This window comes from Streptomyces sp. NPDC086787 (assembly GCF_044745865.1).
Classification (GTDB): domain Bacteria; phylum Actinomycetota; class Actinomycetes; order Streptomycetales; family Streptomycetaceae; genus Streptomyces.
The window spans coordinates 1,131,373-1,153,849 of record NZ_JBIVBC010000001.1 but is presented as its reverse complement, the minus strand read 5'-3'; the positions used below and the strand labels follow the sequence as shown (position 1 = coordinate 1,153,849).

Sequence of the window (22,477 nt, the reverse complement as noted above, 5' to 3'; positions counted from 1 at the left end):
ATTCGATTTGCGGGCCTGGTCCATCACCTTCACCCGAAGGAGTGGCGGAGCTAGGGTCGGAGCCATGATTGATCATGAGCGTGACCTGGCGTCTGTACACGAAGCGACCGAGCGGCTTCTCGCCGCAGCCGCCGCCCTGGACAACGCGTCCACCGAAAAGCCGTCACGGCTGCCCGGCTGGACGCGTGGCCATGTGCTCGCCCACCTCGCCCGCAACGCGGACGCGCTGGTGAACGTTCTGGAGGGGCGCCCGATGTACACGTCCTCCGAGGCCCGGGACGCGGACATCGAGCGGGACGCGCCGCGCACCCTCGACCTGCACCTCGCGGACCTGCGTGAGAGCGCCGCACGGTTCCAGGAGGCAGGAGCCGTCCCCGCGGACTGGTCACGCACGGTGGCACTGCGCAACGGCGTCACCGACTCCGCGTCCAGGTTGCCGTTCCGGCGCTGGATCGAGGTCGAACTGCACCACGTGGACCTCGGTGTCGGGTATGAGCTGGAGGACCTGCCCGAGGAGTTCACGGTGCGCGAGATCGACTTCCTCGCGGAGCGCTTCGGTGGACACCCGGACGTGCCGTCCACCAGCCTGACCACCGGCGGAGGCCACGTCTGGACCACCGGCGGCGGGGCTCCCGGCGGTCCCGTCGTGGCGGAGGGGACACTCGCCGACCTCCTCGGCTGGCTCGCCGGACGCCGCGACGGGTCCGGGCTGACGGTGAAGGACGGCACGCTGCCGACCCTTCCCCCGCTGTAGATCACGGGCCCGGCCCGGAGGCGGACGGACGCGAGCCCGGGGGCGTGCGGACACGTCCCCGGGCCACTCCCCCGGCTATAGGCTGACCGGCATGACGTACAGCGGCGAGGTGACGGTCGGCGGACCGGCGGACGTGCACGAGCTCAAGGACCTGATGATCACCAAGATCGCGGTGGGTCCGATGAACAACAACGCCTATCTGCTGCGCTGTCGCGCCACCGACGAGCAGCTTCTGATCGACGCCGCCAACGAGGCGAGGACCCTGCTCGGCATGATCGGTGACGACGGCATCGCGTCCGTCGTCACCACGCACCGGCACGGCGACCACTGGCAGGCGCTCGCCGAGGTCGTGGCGGCCACGCGCGCGCGTACGTACGCGGGACGGGACGACGCCGCCGGCATCCCGGTGCCGACCGACGTACCGGTCGACGACGGTGACGTGATCCGGGTCGGGAACGTGGAACTCACCGCACGCCACCTGGTCGGGCACACTCCGGGGTCGATCGCACTGGTCTACGACGACCCGCACGGACATCCGCACGTCTTCACCGGGGACTGCCTGTTCCCCGGCGGCGTTGGCAACACGCACAAGGACCCCGAGGCGTTCGCCAGCCTGATCCACGACGTCGAGACGAAGATCTTCGACGCGTTGCCGGACGAGACCTGGGTCTACCCGGGCCACGGCAACGACACCACGCTCGGCACCGAACGACCGCACCTGTCGGAGTGGCACGCGCGCGGTTGGTGAGCAGCCGGGGCTCACTCAGGGGCGCTCGACTCTCATGCGCGCCCCCGCGTGCACGCTTTTCACGCCCCCAGCGCAGAATCCCCACGCACGACCGGCGCGAGCTCCATCCACGCGCCCCGTGTGAACTTTTCGCACGCGCCGATCCTCCGTGCGCGCTCCCGGGCCTCGTTGCCGCGCGGTCAACTGGAAGCAGCCCCGCGCAGGATGACGGCTCCTGAGCGGTACGGGTCGCCGGCCTTCCGATCCCCGCCCTCGGCCGGCGGCCCAGGCGCTCCGCCTCACGCGTCGGCCTGCGCCGCTCCCACCATGGCCGCCACCCGCTCCACGCCGAACACGTACCCCTGCACGCCGCAGCCCGCGATCACACCGTCGGCCCGCAGGGAGACGTAGGAGTGGTGCCGGAACGACTCCCGTTTGTGGATGTTGGAGATGTGGACCTCGACGACCGGCATGCCGTCGCAGGTGTTCAGCGCATCCAGGATCGCGACCGAAGTGTGCGAGTAGGCACCGGGGTTGATGACGATTCCGCAGTGGTGAAGCCGCGCCTCATGGATCCAGTCGACCAGTTGACCCTCGTGATTGGACTGCCGCAAGTCCACCGAACCCCCGTGCGTGGCCGCCGCCTTGGCGCACATCGCCTCGACATCGGCGAGCGTGTCCCTGCCGTAGATCTCCGGCTGACGCTGACCGAGCAGGTTGAGGTTGGGCCCGTTGAGGATCATGATTGGGGCGTTGGCCAGGCTTCGGGGCACGGTTCCTCCGGTCCGTTCGAGGCGGGGCGGTCGATGCGGACCGCCGCTCGGACCCGGTCTATCACGGTGCGCGGACAGGGCGAGGAGCATCGTCACCACCTGTGGCCTCCTGACGCGCTGTTGCCTCCCGACGCGCCACATGACCCATGTGTCACTCCCGTGCGCCCCCATAACTCATTTTCACCGTGGGTAACTGAAATGGTATGCATAATGCACACACTGTGAGAGCTCCTGCCCCCTCGATGCTGCGACTGGCGGCCGCCTCCCTCATCGGGACCGCGATCGAGTTCTACGACTTCTTCGCCTACGGAACGGCGGCAGCACTCGTCGTGGGGCCGCTGTTCTTCCCGGCCTTCTCCTCGGCGGCCGGGACACTCGCGGCCTTCGGGACGTTCGGCGTGGGATTCGTCGCCCGGCCGCTCGGGGCGGCGCTGTTCGGGCACATCGGGGACCGGCACGGACGACGCCCGGTGCTCGTCGCCTCTCTGCTGCTGACCGGGGTCTCGACGGTGGCGGTCGGCTGCGTGCCGACCTACGACTCGATCGGCGTCGCCGCTCCCCTGCTGCTCCTGCTGCTGCGCTTTCTGCAGGGGCTGGGGCTGGGCGGGGAGTGGGGCGGGGCGGCACTGCTGACCGCGGAGCACGCGCCGGCCGGACGGCGCGTGCTGTGGTCGAGCTTTCCGCAGATCGGGCCCGCCGTCGGCTTCGTGCTCGCCAACGGTGTGATGCTGGCCCTGTCGGCGACGCTGTCCGACGCACGGTTCACTCAGTGGGGATGGCGGGTGCCGTTCTGGGCGGCCGGGGCGCTGGCCCTGGTCGGGTTGTGGCTGCGGTCGTCGCTCACCGAGAGTCCCAGCTTCCTGGAGGTCGAGGACCGCGCGCGCCTGCCGCTCGCCGATGTCGCACGTCACCACTGGCGTCTGGTGTTGCTGACCGCCGGGGCGCTCACGATCGGGTACGCGGTGTTCTACACGGTGACGACCTGGTCCCTGGCGTACGGGACCGAGCGGCTCGGGGTGAGTCGTACGGTCATGCTGATCTGCATCATGGCCGCGGTCGTGGTGAAGGGATCACTCACGCCGCTGATGGCACTGCTCGGCGACCGCTACGGGCGGCGGCCGCTGTGCCTGGCGGGCTGTACGGCCGTCGCGCTATGGGTGTTCCCCATGGTCGCGCTCCTGGGGACCGCGGAGCCGCTGCTGATGTTCCTCGGATTCCTGGGGGCGCTGATCGGGTTCATCGCCATGTTCGCGGTGATCGCCGCCTACCTGCCGGAACTGTACGAGCCGCGGGTGCGCTGCACCGGCGCCTCGGTCGGGTACAACCTCGGCGGGGTCCTCGGGGGCGCCCTCACGCCGATCGTGGCGACCGCGCTCACGGAGCACGCCGGGCGCGTTCCCTGGGCCGTGGGCGCCTACCTGTTGGTGATCGCCCTGTTCAGCCTCGGATGCTTCGCGCTGCTGCCGGAGACCCGCCCGGTGCCGGTGGCGGCGGTGGAACCAGCCACTGGATGAGCCGTGATCCCGCAGTCCCACGACCCGCCGCCGACTGCCGTCACGGGTTGACGGCCAGTTCCAGATAGGCGGCGAACAGCACCAGGTGCACACCGCCCTGGAGTGGTGTGGCGCGTCCCGGTACGACTGTCAGGGAGCTGACCACGATGGTGAGGGCGAACAGCAGCATATGGGTGGGCCCGAGACCGAGGATCAGTGGCCCGGAGAGCCAGATGGAGGCGAGCGCGACGACGGGGATGGTCAGGCCGATGCTGGCCATCGCCGAACCGAGCGCGAGGTTGAGGCTGGTCTGCACCCGGTCGCGGCGGGCCGAGCGCAGCGCGGCGATCGTCTCCGGCAGCAGCACGAGCAACGCGATGATCACGCCGACGACGGCCTGGTTCAGACCGGCGGCCGCCACACCCGACTCGATGGCGGGCGAGACGCCCTTCGCCAGACCGACCACACCGATCAGGGCGAGGCCCAGCAGACCGAGGCTGATCCAGGCGGTGCGGGCGGACGGGGCCGCCGCGTGGGTGTCCACGGTGATCACCTCGCCCTGTCGGGTGATGGGCAGGAAGTAGTCGCGGTGGCGCACCGTCTGAGTGGCCACGAACAGCCCGTACAGGATCAGTGAGGTCAGCGCCGCGAAGGTGAGCTGTGCGCCGGAGAACTGCGGCCCCGGCTTGCTGGTGGTGAAAGACGGCAGAACGAGGCTGAGCGTGGCCAGGGTCGCCACGGTCGCGAGCGCCGCGCCGGTGCCCTCGGGGTTGAAGACGGCGGTGCCGTGGCGGAGCGAGGCGACGAGGAGGCACAGGCCGACCACACCGTTGCAGGTGATCATCACGGCCGCGAAGACCGTGTCCCTGGCCAGCGTGGCGCTCTTGTCGCCGCCGTCGACCATGAGCGTGACGATCAGGGCCACCTCGATGATCGTGACGGCGACGGCGAGGACCAGGGAGCCGAAGGGTTCCCCCACCCGGTGGGCCACCACTTCGGCGTGGTGGACGGCGGCCAGCACCGCCCCGGCGAGAACCACCGTCACGAGCGCCACGCCTCCACCGGGAAGGCGGCGCCCCCAAGTGAGGACCAGCAGGACGACTGCGAGCACCGGCACGAGGGTCGCCCACCGGCTGGTGAGCGACCCGAGCCGAGTGATCATGCTGCGATGGTGTCAGAGGCGTACGGGGTTCGCATTCCGGTCCTTTCCTGTTCCAGGATCCTGCCCCGGAGACCGACCGTCAGGTTCCGACGCTGTCCTTCGGAGCGTTCTCGTCGGCCGCCCGCGCCGCCTGCCTCCGGGACGCCAGCAGGCTGGTGATCGTGGTGACGATCAGGACTCCGCCGATCACACCCAGCGAGACCGGGATGCTGATCTCCGGAACGTGGACCCCGGACTCGTGCAGCGCGTGCAGTATCAGCTTGACGCCGATGAAGCCGAGAATGACCGACAGGCCGTACGACAGGTGCACCAGCTTCTTGAGCAGTCCGCCGATGAGGAAGTACAGCTGCCTCAGGCCCATCAGGGCGAAGGCGTTGGCCGTGAAAACGATGTACGGGTCCTGCGTCAGTCCGAAGATCGCGGGAATCGAGTCGAGGGCGAAGAGCACGTCCGTGGTGCCGATCGCGAGCATGACGACCAGCATCGGCGTCATCACGCGCTTGCCGTTCTGCTGGATCCACAGCTTGGTGCCGTGGTAGCGGTCGGCCACGCCGAACCTGCGCTCTGCGGCCTTGAGCAGCTTGTTCTCCTCGTACTCCTCCTCCGCCTCCTCGGTTCGGGCCTCCTGGATCAGCTTCCAGGCGGTCCAGATCAGGAAGGCGCCGAAGATGTAGAAGACCCACGAGAAGCTGGCGATGATCGCGGCTCCCGCGGCGATGAACACCGCGCGCAGGACCAGGGCTATCAGCACCCCGACGAGCAGCACACGCTGCTGGTACTGCGAGGGAACCGCGAACTTGGCCATGATCAGGACGAAGACGAAGAGGTTGTCGACGCTCAGCGACTTCTCGGTGATGAACCCCGCGAAGAATTCTCCGGCGGGCTGGCCACCGGCGAAGAAGAGCAGGCCGAGGCCGAAGAGCCCCGCCAGGACGATCCAGACGACGGTCCAGATCCCCGCCTCCTTGACCGACACGTCATGGGGTTTGCGCCCGATCAGGAAGTCGACCGCGATGAGGGCGGCGAGGCCCACGATGGTGAGGACCCACAGGGTCACCGAAACGTCCATTGCTCCTCCGGCAGTACGTAGCAGTACTTATCGGCGAACACTTCAGCGTCGCCGCTACCGGAGGTCTCTTCCACCCGAGATGGGCCGGCGCCCCGGGATCGGTCCGATCCGTATTGACGGGCACGCCGCAGCAGGCTGTAGCAGTCAGGGAGTACTCCCCTCCGTGCGGAAAACAGTACCCCAATCACCAAGGAAAGGTAAAGCGTTTGGTAAAGGTAAGACCAAAATCCCAGGTCAGGGCTCTTTACGTTCCCTTGGGGCGAGCTGCCGCGACCCGCGCGAGCACCTGCTGGAGCACTTCACTCCCGGGCGGAGCGAGAGACGGCTCATATGTCCAGGCGTGACCGACCCAGGGGTCGGCAAGGTGGTCGTCGGGGACCGGGGTGAGTCGCATGAGCGAACGCCACAGCGGGTCCAGCAACGGGCCGTAAGCGGCGGCGTCCGCGCGATCGGCGACCACCAGCAGATGGACGCCTACGGCCGGCCCCTCGTCGGCGATGTAGCGCAGTCGGGTCACGGCCCTGTCGTCGAAGCCGTGCGGGAAGTCGTTGACGATCAGCAGTTGCTGAGCCGTGTCGAGACCGGGCGGCAGGGCCCCGGCCGCACCGCCGCGCAGTGCCATCTGCAGCAGGTCGACCCGTTCGGTGAGCCGCCCCAGGACGTCCGCCACTCCCCCGGCGCCGGTCGCTGGAACAGCCCCCGGCACACCACTGCGCACCAGCGGTCCGAGCGCGTGGGCACCCGCGCCCGCCGGGTCGACAACCTGCACGCCGAAGTCGCCCACGGGATGAACCGCGAGCAGCCGCACGGCAAGCGCCACCGCCATCTCCATTGCGAGATGCCGCAACTGAACCGGGTCGAGGAAGGAGCCGTCGGAGGCCGCAGAACCGCTGTCGATCCACAGGCCCCGCTCCAGGGGCAGCCGGACCAGCATCGGAACGCGGAGCGCCTCGCTCTCGGGTAGATGCAGGTCACCCAGACGCAGGGCCATCGGAGGCTCGGCCGGTACCTGGTAGCCGTGCCAGACGGGGTTGTCCCAGCGGGCGTAAGCGGGCGGGAGCGCGAGTTCGACCACGTCGGACTCGGCGGTGAGCTGGGCCAGGTCGCGCTTGAACACCGCCCTGGCCTGATCGACGAGCTCGGTCCGCCGGGCCGTGGCCGCCTCGCGCGCCGTGTCGCCCGCGGCGCCGAGCCGGTTGCGCGGATCGGACAGGACCTGGTCGATCTCCTTTTCCATGCGGGACTCGGCGAAGTCGACCGCGCTGCGGTACGCGGCCGTGGTGCGGGCCAGGTCCTCGAACATGCCCCAGGCCTGGTTGTAGAGCCGCTCCTCCATGGACCAGCCGGCCGCGTCGCCCGCGACGGGCGGAGCGAACTCGCCGGGCGGAGCTGGTGGTGCCTGCGGCGGGGGCGGGGGTGGCGCGGCGTGACCCCGGCTCGGGTGGGTGTAGTCGATCCGGCCGTCGGCGGGCGCGGACGGCCCGGGGGTGGTGCTGTCGGGCTGGACGGTGTGCGGCGGTTCACTCGTGGCCTGGCCGTCGTAAGGTCCCGGTGCGCCGTACGGCGGGGCGGGACGCGGTGGTACGGCGCCCGGGCCGTTGTGCGGTGCCGTGCCGGTCTGTTCGGGGCCGGGCGCGGAGGGAGCCGTCCGGCGGGACCGGTCGCCGTCCGCCGCACGTGGCGCGGGCGCCGCTATCGAACGGGACAGACCCTGGGTTACCGCTTCCTGGATGCTGCCCGCGAGTTCGGCTGCCTGCGCCAGCCCCTGGTCCCCGAAGAGCGCGGCGAGGCCGCCGACGTAACCCTGGCCGACGGCACGCACCTTCCACACGCCCTGTCTGCGGTAAAGCTCCAGGGCCACGACGGCCGACTCGGAGTCCAGACCGGTGAGGACGAAGCGTGCGATCCCGGTGCCGTCGAGGCCGGTGACCGTCACGGATGGGGCGGCGACGGCGCCGAAGCGGGCCGGGCCGCCCGCACCCGACGGAAGGGCGAGCAGCACACTGACACGGTGCACGGCCTCCGGCATGGCGGCCAGATCCACCGCAAGGCGGTGGTCGGCCGCCGCCTGCCTGGAGACCTCGAGACCGGGGAGCGCGGGTGCACCCGGGTGGGCCACCCAATCGGTGCCGCGTGACGTGCCGCTCTCGTCGGCGAGCGCGGCAGCCGCCACGACCGGCGCGGCAGCCGAGACCCGGATCTCCAGCCGGACCTGGGAGAGCGGGTGGTTCTGCCCCCGCACCAGTTCGGCGGTCATCGCCTTCGTCCCCCTGTGTCGTGTTGTCGTGCGCCGCTCGCCGGGTCGTCCCGGTGGCCCTACAGGTGCGGCAGGATCGCCGGCATCAGGTCCTGGAAGGTGCGGCCGTTGGCCGGGGTGCCCAGAGCGGTCATCGTCCAGCCCGCGCCGGACCGGTGCACCTTCGCCATGATCTGGGCGGTGTAGGCGCCACCGCCGGCCAGGGTGTAACGGGCGAGCTCCTGGCCGTTGGTCTCGTCGACCAGACGGCAGAACGCGTTCTGCACCTCCTGGAAGGTCTGTCCCGTGAAGGAGTTCACGGTGAAGACGATCTGGTCGATGTGAACCGGGACCCGCGCCAGGTCGACGAGGACGGCCTCGTCGTCACCGCCCTGCCCCACGCCGCCGACGAGGTTGTCGCCGGTGTGCCGCACGGAGCCGTCGTCGCTCACCAGGTGGCGGAAGAAGACGACGTCGACCGGCTGCTGCCCCGCGAAGAGCACCGCCGAGGCGTCCAGGTCGATCTCCCGGGTGCGGGAGCCGAAGAGGCCTCGCCGGGGCGCCGCCTGCCAGCCGAGACCCATACGGACCGCGGTCAGGGTGCCTCCGTCCTTCTTCTCCAGGCTGATGGCCTGACCCTTGGTCATGTTGACGGTCACGGCTGCTTCCCCTCTCGGATTTCCCCTGCTGCCGCGGAACCCGCGGTTGATCAGAACCCTACGCACGGGCACCGGTGTCATCGAACCCAGGGACCCGGTTTGTGTCGGTCTTGCAACACTCCCCCGTGGCACTCGCATGGCGACGGAGGCCGGACGCGGGGTCAGGTCAGTCCCGCCTCGCGCATCTGGCGCAGTTCCTTCTTCATCTCGGCGACCTCGTCACGCAGCCGGGCCGCGATCTCGAACTGCAGGTCTGCCGCGGCGGCACGCATCCGCTCCGTCATCTCCTCGATCTGCCCGGCGAGTTCGGCGGCGGGACGGTCCGTCGGCACGGTGTCCTTGGCCTTGCCCTTGGCCGGTTTGGCAGCCTTCGCACCCTTGGCCGCCTTGCCGCCGAGCGACGGGACGGGAGCCTTGGCGCCCTTGCCGTCCTTCGGCTTGCGGTAGCCGGAGCCGAGCAGTTGCTCGGTGTCGACCTCCTCGCGGGCGATCTGCGCCACGATGTCGTTGATCTTCTTCCGGAGCGGCTGCGGGTCGACGCCGTTGGCCTTGTTGTAGGCGACCTGCTTCTCGCGACGGCGGTTGGTCTCCTCGATGGCCCGCTCCATCGCCGGGGTGATCTTGTCGGCGTACATGTGGACCTCGCCGGAGACATTGCGCGCCGCGCGGCCGATGGTCTGGATCAGCGAGGTGCCGGAACGCAGGAAGCCCTCCTTGTCGGCGTCCAGGATCGCCACCAGGGACACCTCGGGCAGGTCGAGGCCCTCACGGAGCAGGTTGATGCCGACCAGCACGTCGAACTCGCCGGCGCGCAGTTCGCGCAGCAGCTCGACGCGGCGCAGGGTGTCGACGTCGCTGTGCAGATAGCGGACCTGGATGCCGAGTTCCAGGAAGTAGTCGGTGAGGTCCTCCGCCATCTTCTTGGTGAGCGTGGTGACCAGGACGCGCTCGTCCTTCTCGGTGCGCTTGCGGATCTCGTGCACCAGGTCGTCGATCTGGCCCTCGGTGGGCTTGACGACGACCTCCGGGTCGACGAGGCCGGTGGGGCGGATGATCTGCTCGACGACACCGTCCCCGCGGGACAGCTCATAGGTGCCGGGAGTGGCCGACAGGTACACGGCCTGGCCGATCCGTTTCTGGAACTCCTCCCACTTCAGGGGGCGGTTGTCCAGGGCGGAGGGCAGCCGGAAGCCGTGGTCGACCAGGGTGCGCTTGCGGGAGGCGTCGCCCTCGTACATGGCGCCGATCTGCGGCACGGTGACATGCGACTCGTCGATGACGAGCAGGAAGTCCTCGGGGAAGTAGTCGAGCAGGGTGTTGGGCGGGGAACCGGGCGCGCGGCCGTCGAAGTGCATCGAGTAGTTCTCCACGCCGGAGCAGGAGCCGATCTGGCGGAGCATCTCGATGTCGTACGTGGTCCGCATGCGCAGACGCTGGGCCTCCAGCAGCTTGCCCTGCTTCTCCAGCTCGGCGAGCCGCTCCCCGAGCTCCTTCTCGATGTCGTTGACCGCGCGCTCCATGCGCTCCGGGCCGGCGACGTAGTGGGAAGCCGGGAACACGTAGAGCTGCTGGTCGTCGCTGACGATCTCGCCGGTGAGCGGATGCAGGGTGGACAGCGCCTCGATCTCGTCGCCGAACATCTCGATACGGACTGCCAGCTCCTCGTACACCGGGAAGATCTCGATGGTGTCCCCGCGGACGCGGAAGGTGCCGCGGGTGAACGCCATGTCGTTGCGGGTGTACTGGATGTCCACGAAACGGCGCAGCAGCTCGTCGCGGTCGAACTCCTCGCCGACCTTGAGAGGGACCATGCGGTCCACGTACTCCTGCGGGGTGCCGAGGCCGTAGATGCAGGACACCGAGGCGACCACGACGACGTCACGGCGGGTGAGCAGGGAGTTGGTCGCGGAGTGGCGCAGCCGCTCGACCTCCTCGTTGATCGAGGAGTCCTTCTCGATGTAGGTGTCCGACTGCGGGACGTAGGCCTCGGGCTGGTAGTAGTCGTAGTACGAGACGAAGTACTCGACGGCGTTGTTCGGGAGCAGTTCGCGGAACTCGTTGGCCAGCTGGGCGGCCAGCGTTTTGTTCGGCGCCATCACGAGGGTGGGGCGCTGGAGCTTCTCGATCATCCACGCGGTGGTGGCGGACTTGCCGGTACCGGTCGCGCCGAGCAGTACGACGTCCTTCTCGCCGGCCTCGACGCGCCTGGCCAGCTCGGCGATGGCCGCCGGCTGGTCACCGCTGGGCTGATAGTGGCTGACGACCTCGATGGGCGCCACCGTGCGTTCGATCTTGGAAACGGGCCGCATGTCATCCACCGTACGACCCCGCACTGACAACGGGCCCCGATCAGCGGTTTTGCGGGGTGCGCAAGCGGCTGTGCTCCTGTGTCCGGGCCGGCTGTCCACCGATCCGCGGGCGCGGGCGGCGGGCCGGGTGGTGGGTGACGGCGTCGGCCGGAATGCCGGGCCTGTGCTCCGGGCGGGTCTGCTCGGGGCGGCCCGTGACCAGCAGCGGGTCGAGCAGCACGACGACTCCCGCGAGGAGGAGGAAGGCGAGGGGGCCGATCAGCATCGGGCCGAGCAGGGAGGCGGGCGAGTCTCCGACGGTGGTCGGCTCGGTGCCGTGCAGGTGGACGCTGAGGGCGGCCATGCCGGTGTAGTGCATGCCGCTGACGGCGAGTCCCATGACGAGGCTCGCGCCGACGCTCCCTCGGAAGCCCCTCACCCGGCCCGCGGCCCACAGGGCGGCGGTCGCGGCCACGACCGCTATGACGACCGAGGCGGCGACGGTGAGGGTGTTGTATTGCAGCCTCCCGTTGAGGCGCATGCCCGCCATTCCGAGGTAGTGCATCGAGGCGATGCCCAGACCGGTGACCGTGCCGCCGGTGAACAGTGCCGCCCCGGTGGCACCGCGGTAGCCGACTATGAAGATCCCGGCACCCACCATGACGATGGCCAGGCCCAGGCTCTCGTACGTCATGGGTTTGTCGTAGTGAACGGGTGTCTGCTCGACCGTGAAGCCCATCATGGCGATGAAGTGCATGGTCCATATGCCGGAGCCGATCGCGACGGACCCGAGGGCGAGCCAGGCGGGCCGCCAGGAGTGGGTCACCAGCATGGACCTGGTGGTACAGCGCAGGCCGAGGGCTCCGCCGAGGCACGCCATCAGGTAGGCCACCAACGGGGTGACGAGCCCGTAGCTGAATCCGTCGACCGTGCCTCGCATGCGTGGCTGCCCTTCACCCTTTGCGTCCCGGAATACCTGAAACTGACCCCCCGTCCCAGGACCGCTTCGAGCGGTCAAGGTTGACGCAGACGAGTATGACCCCCACCGGAATGGTCGAACGATTTTTCCGGCAAAGAAACACGTCCCTGCCTCAGTTGTGCGGCATCAGTGTGCGGACTTGGACAACTCCATTCATTCCGTGGCCATCGCGTGCACGCCCGTTCTCGACTCTCTGCTGTCACTCTGGTGCTGTCCGCATTCGCCCGACACGAGGAGTACGCATGCACGCGCGCGTAGTTGCCGCCACGACCACCGCGCTTCTGGGGACGGCCACGCTGCTGATCCCCACCCCGCACGCCCGCGCGGGCGTCGTCGGCGGGCAGCCGAGAGTGGTGGCCCACCGGGGTGCTTCCGCTCATGCCCCGGAAAACACACTGCCCGCCATCGACGAAGCCGCCCGGCTGGGGTTCTCCTGGGTCGAGAACGATGTCCAGCGCACGAAGGACGGCGAACTCGTCGTCATTCACGACGACAGCCTGCGGCGCACCACGAACGTCGAACAGGTCTTCCCGAACCGCTCCCCCTGGAAGGTGAAGGACTTCACCGCCGCCGAGATCGCCCGTCTGGACGCGGGCAGCTGGTTCGGCCGCGCCTACGCGGGCACGCGTGTGCCGACGCTGACGCAGTACATGCGCCGGGTCGAGCACGACCACGAGAAGCTGCTCCTGGAGATCAAGAACCCCGAACTCTATCCGGGCATCGAGCGGCAGACGCTCAAGGTCCTCAGCAACGAGGGCTGGCTGGACCAGAGGCATCTGGGCCGGCTGATCGTGCAGAGCTTCAGCGCGGACAGCGTGCGGACCGTCCACGACCTGAAGCCCGCCCTGACGACCGGGTTCCTCGGCACACCGTCAGTAGTCGATCTGCACCGGTACGCGGGCTTCGCCGATCTGGTCAATCCGTCGCACGCGTCCATCTCGGCGACCTACGTCGCCGCCGTGCACGCGCTCAACGGGCCGCACGGCAGGCGGATGGGGGTGTACGCCTGGACCGTGGACGACGCGGCCACCGCGCGCACCGTGGCCCGGTACGGCGTCGACGGCGTCATCACGAACAGGCCGGAGGTGGTGCGCGCCGCTCTGGGCGGGAACTGAGACCCCGCCTATGCGGATCGATGTCAGTGGCGGGTCGTACCGTGGGCGCATGGACAGCCCTGGGCAGTACGAACAGCAGGTCGTGTGGACCGTCGTGGACACCGGCATCGGTCCGCTGTTCCTCGCGGCGACCCGCGAAGGCCTGGTCAACGTCGTGTTCCACGCCACCGACGCGGTGCGCGACCGGGCCCTGGAGCGACTGGCGTCCCGGCTGGGCGCCGAACCCGTCGAGGCACCCGGTTCACCGCTGCTGTCCGAGGCGATATGCCAGATCGAGGCGTATTTCGCGGGCGAGCGGCACGGCTTCGAGCTGCCCCTGGACTGGTCACTGGTCGCCGGATTCAACCGGCAGGTGCTGCGCGAGCTGGCGTCCGGGGTGCCGTACGGCAAGGTCGTCGGATACGGCGATCTGGCCGGGCGGGTCGGACAGCCGGGCGCGGCGCAGGCGGTGGGCGCGGCGATGGGTGCCAACCCGTTGCCGGTCGTCGTGCCGTGCCACCGGGTCGTGGAGAGCGACGGCGGCATCGGCGGCTTCGGGGGCGGGCTGGAGGCCAAGCGGAGTCTGCTCGCCCTGGAGGGTGTCCTGCCCGAGCCGCTGTTCTGACGGCTCGGGCCAGCCGTCCGGCCGGTCTGGGCGTAGTGCCGCCCTAGGCGTAGTGCCGGGCCTCGAAGACATTGCCGTCGGGGTCGCGGAAGTAGAAGCTGCGCGGAGCCTCTCCACGGGCTCCGTACAGGTCGTGGGCGATCTCGGACACCGCGACACCGTGCTCCTGGAGGCGGCCGCGCAGCGCGTCGAAGTCGTCGGACGACAGGGACAGACAGATGTGGTTGACGGCGTGGCCGGCGCTGCCGGCGGAGTCCGGAAGCATCCGCATGTGCTCGGCGATGGTGAGCGGTGCCAGGTCGAGGATGGTCTCCTCGTTGACCCGCACGGACGGGAACGACGTCTTCCCTTCTGTGAACTCGGCGACCCGTAGGGGTTCCAGACCGACCGCCTTCGCGTAGAAGTCGGCCGAGGCGGCGGGATCGCTCACCCAGAGAACAACATGGTCAAGGCGTGCCGATTCGTTCGTCATGCCGTCCAGGCTGGTGGCGTCGGCCACAGGGCACAAGCGTTTATCGGGGTACGCGGCCCGCCAGACATCAGGGAGAACCGACCGACAGGAGGCAGTCGCGTGGTGCTGGTGGTATCAGAAGAAGTGCGGGAGGCGATCGATGCGCGCCGCCCCGTGGTGGCCCTGGAGTCCACGATCATCGCGCATGGGCTGCCGCGCCCGCGCAATCTCCAGGTGGCCCTGGAACTGGAGGAGGTGGTCCGGGGCGAGGGCGCCGTGCCCGCGACCATCGCCGTGCTGGACGGGCGGCCGTGTGTCGGCCTGGACAAGCGGCAGTTGGAGCGGGTCGCCAACGAGGACGGGATCCGCAAGCTGGGCCATCGCGACCTGCCGCTCGCCGTGTCGGCGGGAGCCAGCGGAGCGACCACGGTGTCGGCGACCGCGTTGCTCGCGGCGCTGGCGGGTGTCCGGGTGTTCGCGACGGGCGGGCTGGGCGGTGTGCACCGGCAGTGGACGGTGACGCAGGACGAGTCCGCCGACCTCGGGCTGCTGGCGCGCACACGGATCACGGTGGTGTGCGCGGGGGTGAAGTCGATCCTGGACGTGCCGGCCACGCTGCAGCGACTGGAGACGTTGGGCGTCGCCGTCGCCGGGTACGGCACGGATCGTTTCCCCGGCTTCTACCTGTCCGACTCCGGGCACCCGGTCGACTGGACGCTCGGCACGCCGGACGAGGTGGCGGGGGTCATGCGGGCGCAGGACGCGCTGGGAGTGCCGGAGTCGGCGCTGATCGTCGCGAATCCCGTCCCCGAGGAGGAGCAGCTCGATCCCGCGCTGCACGCGCGCGTACTCGCTGACGCGTTGCGGGCGTGCGACGCGGAGGGGATCTCCGGGCAGGCCGTCACTCCGTTCCTGCTCGATCACCTGGTGCGGCACACGGACGGGGCCTCGCTGCGTGCCAACCTGGCGGCGGTGCGCGGCAATGTGCGGTTGGCGGCGCGGATCGCGGCGGCCTGGGCCCGCGGGTGACGGCGGGCCGGGGCACGGCGGGCGGACACGGGACGGACGGGACGGAGGAGGCAGCGGAAAGCGCCCGGGCGGAGTCGGCGGTCGACCGGGGTGCGTCGGCGCGTAGCGGGAGCCCGCGCCGGAGGGGGGCACTGCTGGTGGCCGGAGACGTGGTCACCGATGTCGTCGCCCGGCACCATGGGCCGCTCGCGGCGGGTACCGACACGGCTGCCGTGATCCGCACGCTACCCGGTGGCGCAGGCGCCAACGTGGCCTGCTGGGCCGCCCACACGGGCTGCGCGGACGTACGGCTGCTCGGCCGGGTGGGAGCGGACGCGGCGGCCTGGCACGAACGGGAGCTGGTCGCGGCCGGGGTGCGGCCGCGGCTGGTGGTGGACCCGCGGGCCGCGACAGGAACGGTCATCTGTCTGGTCGACGCGGGTGCCTCGGCCGAGCGTACGTTTCTCACGGACAGCGGCGCGTCGCTGCGGCTCGAAGCCGCGGACTGGTCGGACACGCTGCTCGACGGCGTTGCACGACTGCATCTGTCCGGTTATCTCCTGTTCTCCGGATCAAGCAGGGCTTTCGTGGCGGCGGCTCTCGGCGCGGCCCGCGCGCGGGGCGTGCCGGTGAGTCTGGATCCCGCGTCGGCGGGCTTCCTGCGGGAGCTGGAGGCGGATCGTTTCCTGGAACTCGCGGCGGGCCTGGACGTGCTGCTGCCCAGCCGTGACGAGGCTTGTCTGCTGACGGGACGGTCCGATCCGGCGGACGCGGCGGCGGAGCTCAGTCGGCACATCCCGTTGGTGGTGGCGAAGCTTGGCGCGGAGGGGGCGCTGGTGGCCCGGTCCGGCGCCGTGCTCGCGCGTGTTCCCGCGGAACCGGTGACGCCCCGGGACACCACGGGTGCCGGAGACGCGTTCACCGGCGCGTTCCTCGCCTCTCTGGTGGCGGGTGCGGAGCCCGAGGTCGCCGCGGCGGCAGGGTGCCGGGCAGGGGCGCGGGCGGTGCGGGAGGTGGGCGGCAGACCTCCGGTGCCTGGCTGACCTCGCGCTCGGTGCCCGACTCACCCCATGCACGGTCACCCCGGTGCCCGGCTGGCCCCATGCACGGTCGCCCCCGGTGCCCGGCCTCTAGCGCCCGGCTGAGCCCGGATGCCCGGCTGGCCTCAGGTCTCCGGCGTCCGGTCGACGCGGCGTCCTGGTGGCGTGAGCGGCTGTCGGCTCACGCCGGTCGCTCACGCCTTGCGCCCCCAAGCAGAGATCATCGGGGCCGTCGCCAGATCCATGCCGCCGGCGGCGATGTTGGCCAGGTGCTGGTCGATCTCCTCGTCGGTCGCCAGACCCGCGGTGACGAGTTGTTCACGGATCTGCCGCACGGTGGCGGACTCCAGATCGGCGCAGGCCTGCGAGGTGACAGGGAAGTAGGCGTCGGCCTCCACCCGGAGCAGCCCGGCCTCGCGCAGCAGGCGCGGGAGTTTGCGGCCGTAGGCCAGGTCGGCGCCGCGACCCGCGAGCAGCTTGCGGAATCCGTGCCTCAGCCGGTTGGCGAGCTGCTGCTCGGGGCCGTACTCGTCGGGGCACAACAGCGGCTGAAGGGCCGGGTCGCCGTCCTCGACGAGGAGCCGCCCACCGGGCCGCAGCGCCTTGGCCATGGACCGCAGCGCCTTGTCACGGTCGGGGACATGGACGAGGACGAGCCGTGCGTGCACGAGGTCGAAGCCCTCCCCGGGGGGCTCCTCGGCGCCGACGTCGTGGGCGCGTACCTCGACCGGCGGGCGGTCGGCCTCGTCGAGCAGCGTGGTGTCGATGTCGGTCGCGATGACCTTGCCGGTCGGGCCGACCTTCTTGGCCAGCCAGGACACCACGGAGGTGCCTCCGGCGCCGACCTCCCAGCAGCGCCAGCCGGGACCCACACCGAGGTCTTCGAAGTGCCGGAAGGTGACGGGGTCGAAGAGGGTGGCGAAGGCCTCGAAGCGCCGGCCTGCCTCGGTCTGCCGGTTGTCGAGGAGATATCCGTCGGTTCGCGTCATGGCGCGATCATCCCAGTTGCCCTGCCCGTCGGGGACGGTTGACGCTCCGACTTGTCCACAGCCGGGAACAAAGCGGAATCATCTGTTCCCACAGGCTTCCCCGCGCTTCGCGACGAACTGGCAGACTTTCGGCAAGCGCGGCAGCACGGCGCGAGGAGAGCCACGCAAGGAGAGCCAGATGTCCATGGCAGGAAATCTGCGGAAGGTCCGGGACCTTGGCAGGGTCAGCGGCCTGCGCAGAGTGGCGCGGCTGGCCCGGCGGCGGCCGCGGGTGGACCTGAGCCATCCTGCCCGGTCACCGCTCGGCTCGTCGGTGGTCAAGTGCGTGACGTACCGGGACGGGGTGCGGGTCCCCGTGGGCGGCGATCTGGTGGACGCCGTGGAGCGGGTGCGCAAGCACGGTGCCGGCTTCGTCTGGCTGGGGCTGCACGAACCGACGGACGGCGAGTTCGCGGGTATCGCCGAGTTGTTCGACCTGCACCCGCTGGCGGTCGAGGACGCGGTCGAGGCCCATCAGCGCCCGAAGCTGGAGCGGTACGGAGAGACGCTGTTCGCGGTGTTCAAGACGGTCTGCTACGTCGAGCACGAACAGCTCACGGCGACCAGCGAGGTGGTGGACACCGGCGAGATCATGGTGTTCGTCGGCCGGGACTTCGTGATCACGGTGCGGCACGGTCGGCACGGCTCGCTCGGGCCGTTGCGCGAGGAGCTGGAGTCGGACCCCAATCAGCTCGCGAAGGGGCCGGCGGCGGTTCTGCACGCGATCGCGGACCATGTGGTCGACGATTATCTGACCGTCACGGACTCGGTGCAGGCCGACATCGACCTGGTCGAGACCGCCGTGTTCGCGGAGAACGGCGCACGAACCGACCCTGGGCGCATCTACCAGCTCAAGCGTGAACTCCTGGAGCTGAAGCGGGCCGTGGTGCCACTCGCCCGCCCGGTCGAGGATCTCGCCACACGGCCGATAAGGGTGATCGCGCCGGAGATACAGGCCTACTTCAGGGACGTACTGGACCATCTGATGCGGGTCAAGGAGCAGATCGCCTCCTTCGACGAACTGCTCAACTCCATACTCCAGGCACACCTGGCGCAGGTGACGGTCGCGCAGAACGAGGACATGCGCAAGATCACGGCCTGGGCCGCGGTGATCGCCGTGCCGACGATGGTGTGCGGGGTCTACGGCATGAACTTCGATCACATGCCGGAGCTGCACTGGCGGTTCGGCTATCCGCTGGTCATCGGCGTGATATCACTGGCCTGCCTGGCGCTGTACCGGGGCTTCAGGCGCAACGGCTGGCTCTGACGGCTCGTCGCGGTCAGAGCGGTGACGGTCAGTGCGGTGATGGCGCGGTCCTGGCGTAGACGCTCTCGGTGAAGGCGGCGATCTGGTCGTCGCTCAGGTGCTGGGCCAGATCGGCCTCGCTGATCATGCCGACCAGGCGCTTGTTCTCGATGACGGGAAGCCGGCGGATCCGGTGTTCCCTCATCTCGTGGAGCACTTCGCCCACGTCGGCGCTCGACTCGATCCAGCGGGGCGTGCCCTGGGCCATCTCCCCGGCGGTGATCTCGGCCGGGTCGTGCCCCATGGCCACGCAGCCGACGACTATGTCCCGGTCGGTGAGGATGCCGCAGAGGCGTTCGTCACGGTCACTGATGGGCAGCGCTCCGACGCCCAGCTCGCGCATCAACTGGGCGGCGCGGTCAAGGGTCTCGTGGGCGGGGATCCACTGAACGCCACGGTGCATGATGTCGCCGGCGGTGGTCATGGGGTACCTCCCGATGCCGGATCGGCCGGCGCGGCGCGGGACGCACCGCTGCTCCGGCGCCTCTCATTGTCCCGCCCCCGGCCCCATCACCGCACCTCAGGGCGGGCGTCCCACGGAGGGTTTTGGATCAGCCGTTCCACGCCGGGTGGCGCGGATCGTCGGCGCGCACCAGGACGTCGGCAGTCGTGGCGGGGCCGGTCTCGTCGGTGTACCGCTCGAAGGCGGGCAGCGTCCAGTGGTCCGCCTCGGGTGTGCGGCGGCGCAGGGCTCCCGGCGAGAGGAGGACGTGAACGCTCAGGTCGAACGGAAACCAGTGGTGAAGGAGGAGAGGGCCGTGGAGCAGCAGGAACCCGCCGGGCGGGAGTTGGACGTAGGCGCTGCGCGTGGCGCGGTCGGTGACCGGGTCCCACAGGTCGGGCAGGACTCGGCCGTCCCCGCCGGGTTCGAGCGGGCCGAAGACCTCACGCCACAGGGCGGCGGTGTCGTACCAGCCGCCGTAGTACGACTCGACGTCCCGGCGGCCGTGCTCCAGCCGGAGCGAGGCCGGACGAAGGAAGTCCTCGGTACCCACGACGAGCGAGGGGCGACCGCGCACGCGCAGTTCCTCCGCGACCCGCCGTGCGAGGTCACCGGGTCGGGCCGCGGGGGCGCCGTCGAAGGCGATCCTCGGCCAGGGACTGCCGTCGGCGGGTCTCAGGTCCAGCAAACGTCCGGCGAGCAGTTCGCCGAGCCTGTCCCAGGTGATCGCTTCGAGTCGCACAGCCGCCATCATGGCGCGCCCCCGGAGCCGGTCCGACGGCGGTCCGCGGGAGAGGCCGGGACGAGTGGGGAAGGAAACGAGTATGGCCGGCTTGGCAACTCCCCCTTTCCGCAGTGGACTTCTCGTTGTGCAGCCGCTCCGGCGCAAGCGGTGCGCAGCCTGCCGCCGTGGGCCTCTGTCGCTGCTCGCCCTGGAGAACGGTGTGCCGCGCTGCCTCGACTGCGTGGATCTCGGCCATCTGGTGTTCCTGCCGCGCGGCGGCACGGCGCTGACCCGGAGGTCGCGGGAGGAGAGCGCGCTGTCGGCGGTGGTGGTGCGCTTCAACCGGCGCAAGGGGCGGTACGAGCGGCAGGGAGTTCTGGTCGAGGAGGCGGCCCTGGCACGGGCCGAGGTGCGGTGTCTGGCCGACGCGGAGGCTCGCCGCCGACGCCGGGCGCGGGACGCGCACCGCCGGGCCGTGGAGGACGTGTGCTTCGCGGAGGCGTTCGCGGCCGAGATCCTGCGGCTGTTTCCCGGGTGCCCGGCGGACCGGGCACGCGTGATCGCCGGGCACACGTCGGTACGGGGCAGTGGCCGGGTCGGACGGAGCGCCGCGGGGCGGGCACTGACCGAGAGCGCGGTGACCTCAGCGGTCGTGGCCTCCGTCCGGCACCTGGACACGCCGTACGACCAGCTGCTGATGAGCGGGGTCAGCCGGTACGAGGCGCGGCGGCGGATCGCGGCGGGGGCGGAGGCGGTGCTGCGGGGATGGCGTCGGAGCACGGCGGAGGTGGGCTGAGGGCCCTGGCCGGCGAGCCGAGGCCGCTGAGGTCCACAAACGGCCGAGCCCTACGGCCACTGAAGTCCACACGTCGACACCGCCCCCGGGTGCCGCTGCCCAGACGGCGGCGCTACCCGCCTGGGCGAGGGCTCTCGCCGGGGTGCGGCTGCCCCCCCACCCCGAGGGCCCGTTCCCCGCCTGGTCAGGGCCTGGTCAGGGCTGCCGCGGAAAGCGCTGCCCATCGCCCTGCGGGGGTCGCCGGAGGGACGTATCGTGGCCGAAAGGGTGCGCCACGATGCCGCACGGGCCCGTCGTACGCGTACGCAAGGAAGACGACCATGGCCGATCCCAAGGGTTTCATGACCACGCCGCGCCAGGAGTGGCCGCGTCGGCCCGTCGAGGAGCGGGTCCGGGACTGGGACGAGGTCTATGTCCCCGGGGCGCTGCTGCCGATCATCAGCAAGCAGGCCGACCGCTGCATGGACTGCGGTGTCCCCTTCTGCCACGACGCCTGTCCGCTCGGCAACCTGATCCCGGAGTGGAACGACCTGGTCAGCCGCGAGGACTGGCGGGCGGCAGCGGAGAGGCTGCACGCGACGAACAACTTCCCGGAGTTCACCGGGCGGCTGTGTCCGGCGCCGTGCGAGGCGGGTTGTGTACTGGCGATCAACCAGCCGGCCGTCACCATCAAGAACGTCGAGTGCGCGATCGCCGACCGGGCGTGGGAGGAGGGTTTCGCGCCACCCCGGCCCCCGGACCGGCTGTCGGGGCGGACGGTCGCCGTGATCGGGTCGGGGCCGACGGGACTGGCCGCGGCCCAGCAGTTGACCCGGGCCGGGCACACGGTCGCCGTGTACGAGAGGGACGACCGGCCGGGCGGGCTCATGCGGTACGGCATCCCCGCGTTCAAGATGGAGAAACGGCACCTGGACCGGCGACTGGAGCAGATGCGCGCGGAGGGCACCAAGTTCCGTACGTCGACGGTGGTCGGGCGGGACATCAGGGCGGACGGTCTGCGGGCGCGGTACGACGCCGTCGTCATCGCCACGGGTGCCACCGCGTGGCGCGAACTGACCGTGCCCGGCCGCGAGCTGACCGGAATACACCAGGCGATGGAGTATCTGCCCCTGGCCGACCGGGTGTGCCAGGGTGATCTGGAGGTCTCGCCGATGTCTGCAGCCGGCAAGCACGTCGTCATCGTGGGCGGTGGCGACACCGGAGCGGACTGCCTGGGCACCGCGGTACGGGAGGGCGCCGCGTCAGTGTCCCAGCTGGACATCTACGCCCTGCCCGGCGTCGAGCGGGACGACGACACGGAGCCCTGGCCGACGTATCCGAAGATCTACCGTCTGTCTGCCGCGCACGAGGAGGCGCGTGACCTGGAGACGGCACCGGCGGCGGACGCCGACGCACGGCTCTTCGCGGCGTCGACGCTCCACTTCACCGGGGACGCGAGCGGACATGTGCGGTCGCTGCACCTGGTCGAGGTGGACGCGCGGCGGCAGCCCGTGCCGGGTACCGGGCGGACGCTTCCGGCCGACCTGGTGCTGCTCGCCCTCGGCTTCTCCGGGCCCGACCGGGGAGACGGGCTCATCGACCAGCTGGGGCTGGCGATGGAGCCACGCGGCACGATCACCCGGGATCGTGAGTTCACGACCAACGTGCCCGGGGTGTTCGCCGCCGGGGACGCCGCGCGCGGACAGTCGCTGATCGTCTGGGCGATCGCGGAAGGGCGAGCCGTGGCGGCCGCCGTCGACCGCTATCTGACCGGCAGCTCACGACTGCCGTCCCCGATATCGCCGTACGACCGCCCGATGGCCGTATGAGCGAAAGGGCAGAGG

21 protein-coding genes are annotated in these 22,477 nt (G+C 70.3%); 10 read left to right on the top strand and 11 right to left on the bottom strand.

Annotated features, from left to right (window positions below):
* The first annotated feature begins 64 nt into the window (after positions 1 to 64).
* Together ACIPK3_RS05360 and ACIPK3_RS05355 are read left to right on the top strand one after the other, a co-directional pair.
* The gene (locus tag ACIPK3_RS05360; RefSeq protein ID WP_402566678.1) at positions 65 to 754 is read left to right on the top strand and encodes a maleylpyruvate isomerase family mycothiol-dependent enzyme; all 690 of its coding nucleotides are present in this window, start codon (positions 65 to 67) and stop codon (positions 752 to 754) included.
* Between the two features lie 91 nt (positions 755 to 845).
* On the top strand, positions 846 to 1,502 hold the full coding sequence (locus tag ACIPK3_RS05355) for an MBL fold metallo-hydrolase (protein ID WP_402566677.1): 657 nt from the start codon (positions 846 to 848) through the stop codon (positions 1,500 to 1,502).
* Between the two features lie 278 nt (positions 1,503 to 1,780).
* On the opposite strand, the gene aroQ is transcribed toward ACIPK3_RS05355, so the two are convergent.
* Positions 1,781 to 2,254, bottom strand: coding sequence for a type II 3-dehydroquinate dehydratase (gene aroQ / locus ACIPK3_RS05350; protein ID WP_402566676.1), 474 nt, complete (start codon positions 2,252 to 2,254; stop codon positions 1,781 to 1,783).
* A 242-nt stretch (positions 2,255 to 2,496) separates the two neighbouring features.
* On the opposite strand from aroQ, the gene ACIPK3_RS05345 reads away from it, so the two are divergent.
* Positions 2,497 to 3,768: an MFS transporter gene (locus ACIPK3_RS05345; RefSeq protein WP_402566862.1), complete on the top strand. Its 1,272-nt coding sequence runs from the start codon at positions 2,497 to 2,499 to the stop codon at positions 3,766 to 3,768.
* A gap of 40 nt (positions 3,769 to 3,808) precedes the next feature.
* On the opposite strand, the gene ACIPK3_RS05340 is transcribed toward ACIPK3_RS05345, so the two are convergent.
* The 6 genes from ACIPK3_RS05340 to ACIPK3_RS05315 all read right to left on the bottom strand — a co-directional run bounded on the left by ACIPK3_RS05340 (position 3,809) and on the right by ACIPK3_RS05315 (position 12,101).
* A complete protein-coding gene (locus ACIPK3_RS05340) occupies positions 3,809 to 4,909 on the bottom strand; it encodes a calcium:proton antiporter (protein WP_402566675.1) in 1,101 nt (366 codons plus the stop codon).
* Between the two features lie 79 nt (positions 4,910 to 4,988).
* Positions 4,989 to 5,978, bottom strand: coding sequence for a TerC/Alx family metal homeostasis membrane protein (locus ACIPK3_RS05335; RefSeq protein WP_402566674.1), 990 nt, complete (start codon positions 5,976 to 5,978; stop codon positions 4,989 to 4,991).
* Positions 5,979 to 6,222: 244 nt separating this feature from the next.
* Entirely contained in the window at positions 6,223 to 8,235 is a 2,013-nt protein-coding gene (locus ACIPK3_RS05330; RefSeq protein WP_402566673.1) for a TerD family protein, read from the bottom strand.
* Between the two features lie 59 nt (positions 8,236 to 8,294).
* Positions 8,295 to 8,873 carry a TerD family protein gene (locus ACIPK3_RS05325; RefSeq protein WP_402566672.1) on the bottom strand — a complete coding sequence of 193 codons (579 nt, stop codon included), beginning with the start codon at positions 8,871 to 8,873 and terminating at the stop codon, positions 8,295 to 8,297.
* 161 nt (positions 8,874 to 9,034) lie between these two features.
* Entirely contained in the window at positions 9,035 to 11,182 is a 2,148-nt protein-coding gene (gene uvrB, locus ACIPK3_RS05320; protein ID WP_402566671.1) for an excinuclease ABC subunit UvrB, read from the bottom strand.
* Positions 11,183 to 11,222: 40 nt separating this feature from the next.
* Entirely contained in the window at positions 11,223 to 12,101 is an 879-nt protein-coding gene (locus ACIPK3_RS05315) for an MHYT domain-containing protein (RefSeq protein ID WP_402566670.1), read from the bottom strand.
* A gap of 281 nt (positions 12,102 to 12,382) precedes the next feature.
* Between ACIPK3_RS05315 and ACIPK3_RS05310 the strand changes: the two genes are divergently transcribed.
* Complete coding sequence (locus ACIPK3_RS05310) at positions 12,383 to 13,255, top strand: glycerophosphodiester phosphodiesterase (RefSeq protein WP_402566669.1); 873 nt, start codon at positions 12,383 to 12,385, stop codon at positions 13,253 to 13,255.
* 49 nt (positions 13,256 to 13,304) lie between these two features.
* Positions 13,305 to 13,859: a methylated-DNA--[protein]-cysteine S-methyltransferase gene (locus tag ACIPK3_RS05305; protein WP_402566668.1), complete on the top strand. Its 555-nt coding sequence runs from the start codon at positions 13,305 to 13,307 to the stop codon at positions 13,857 to 13,859.
* A gap of 43 nt (positions 13,860 to 13,902) precedes the next feature.
* On the opposite strand, the gene ACIPK3_RS05300 is transcribed toward ACIPK3_RS05305, so the two are convergent.
* Positions 13,903 to 14,331: a VOC family protein gene (locus tag ACIPK3_RS05300; RefSeq protein ID WP_402566667.1), complete on the bottom strand. Its 429-nt coding sequence runs from the start codon at positions 14,329 to 14,331 to the stop codon at positions 13,903 to 13,905.
* 99 nt (positions 14,332 to 14,430) lie between these two features.
* Here ACIPK3_RS05300 and ACIPK3_RS05295 point away from each other — a divergent pair, with 99 nt between their 5' ends.
* Together ACIPK3_RS05295 and ACIPK3_RS05290 are read left to right on the top strand one after the other, a co-directional pair.
* Positions 14,431 to 15,339: a pseudouridine-5'-phosphate glycosidase gene (locus ACIPK3_RS05295; protein WP_402566666.1), complete on the top strand. Its 909-nt coding sequence runs from the start codon at positions 14,431 to 14,433 to the stop codon at positions 15,337 to 15,339.
* A 137-nt stretch (positions 15,340 to 15,476) separates the two neighbouring features.
* On the top strand, positions 15,477 to 16,361 hold the full coding sequence (locus tag ACIPK3_RS05290; RefSeq protein WP_402566665.1) for a carbohydrate kinase family protein: 885 nt from the start codon (positions 15,477 to 15,479) through the stop codon (positions 16,359 to 16,361).
* 191 nt (positions 16,362 to 16,552) lie between these two features.
* On the opposite strand, the gene ACIPK3_RS05285 is transcribed toward ACIPK3_RS05290, so the two are convergent.
* Complete coding sequence (locus tag ACIPK3_RS05285) at positions 16,553 to 17,347, bottom strand: methyltransferase (RefSeq protein WP_402566664.1); 795 nt, start codon at positions 17,345 to 17,347, stop codon at positions 16,553 to 16,555.
* 178 nt (positions 17,348 to 17,525) lie between these two features.
* Here ACIPK3_RS05285 and ACIPK3_RS05280 point away from each other — a divergent pair, with 178 nt between their 5' ends.
* Positions 17,526 to 18,653, top strand: a complete 1,128-nt coding sequence (locus tag ACIPK3_RS05280; RefSeq protein ID WP_402566663.1) for a magnesium and cobalt transport protein CorA — start codon at positions 17,526 to 17,528, stop codon at positions 18,651 to 18,653.
* Between the two features lie 28 nt (positions 18,654 to 18,681).
* Here the strand turns inward: ACIPK3_RS05280 and ACIPK3_RS05275 are convergent, their stop codons facing one another.
* Complete coding sequence (locus tag ACIPK3_RS05275) at positions 18,682 to 19,116, bottom strand: CBS domain-containing protein (RefSeq protein WP_402566662.1); 435 nt, start codon at positions 19,114 to 19,116, stop codon at positions 18,682 to 18,684.
* Positions 19,117 to 19,243: 127 nt separating this feature from the next.
* The gene (locus ACIPK3_RS05270; RefSeq protein WP_402566661.1) at positions 19,244 to 19,876 is read right to left on the bottom strand and encodes a uridine kinase; all 633 of its coding nucleotides are present in this window, start codon (positions 19,874 to 19,876) and stop codon (positions 19,244 to 19,246) included.
* 82 nt (positions 19,877 to 19,958) lie between these two features.
* On the opposite strand from ACIPK3_RS05270, the gene ACIPK3_RS05265 reads away from it, so the two are divergent.
* Positions 19,959 to 20,654: a DUF2293 domain-containing protein gene (locus tag ACIPK3_RS05265; RefSeq protein ID WP_402566660.1), complete on the top strand. Its 696-nt coding sequence runs from the start codon at positions 19,959 to 19,961 to the stop codon at positions 20,652 to 20,654.
* Between the two features lie 320 nt (positions 20,655 to 20,974).
* On the top strand, positions 20,975 to 22,462 hold the full coding sequence (locus ACIPK3_RS05260; RefSeq protein WP_402566659.1) for a glutamate synthase subunit beta: 1,488 nt from the start codon (positions 20,975 to 20,977) through the stop codon (positions 22,460 to 22,462).
* The last annotated feature ends 15 nt before the right edge of the window (positions 22,463 to 22,477 follow it).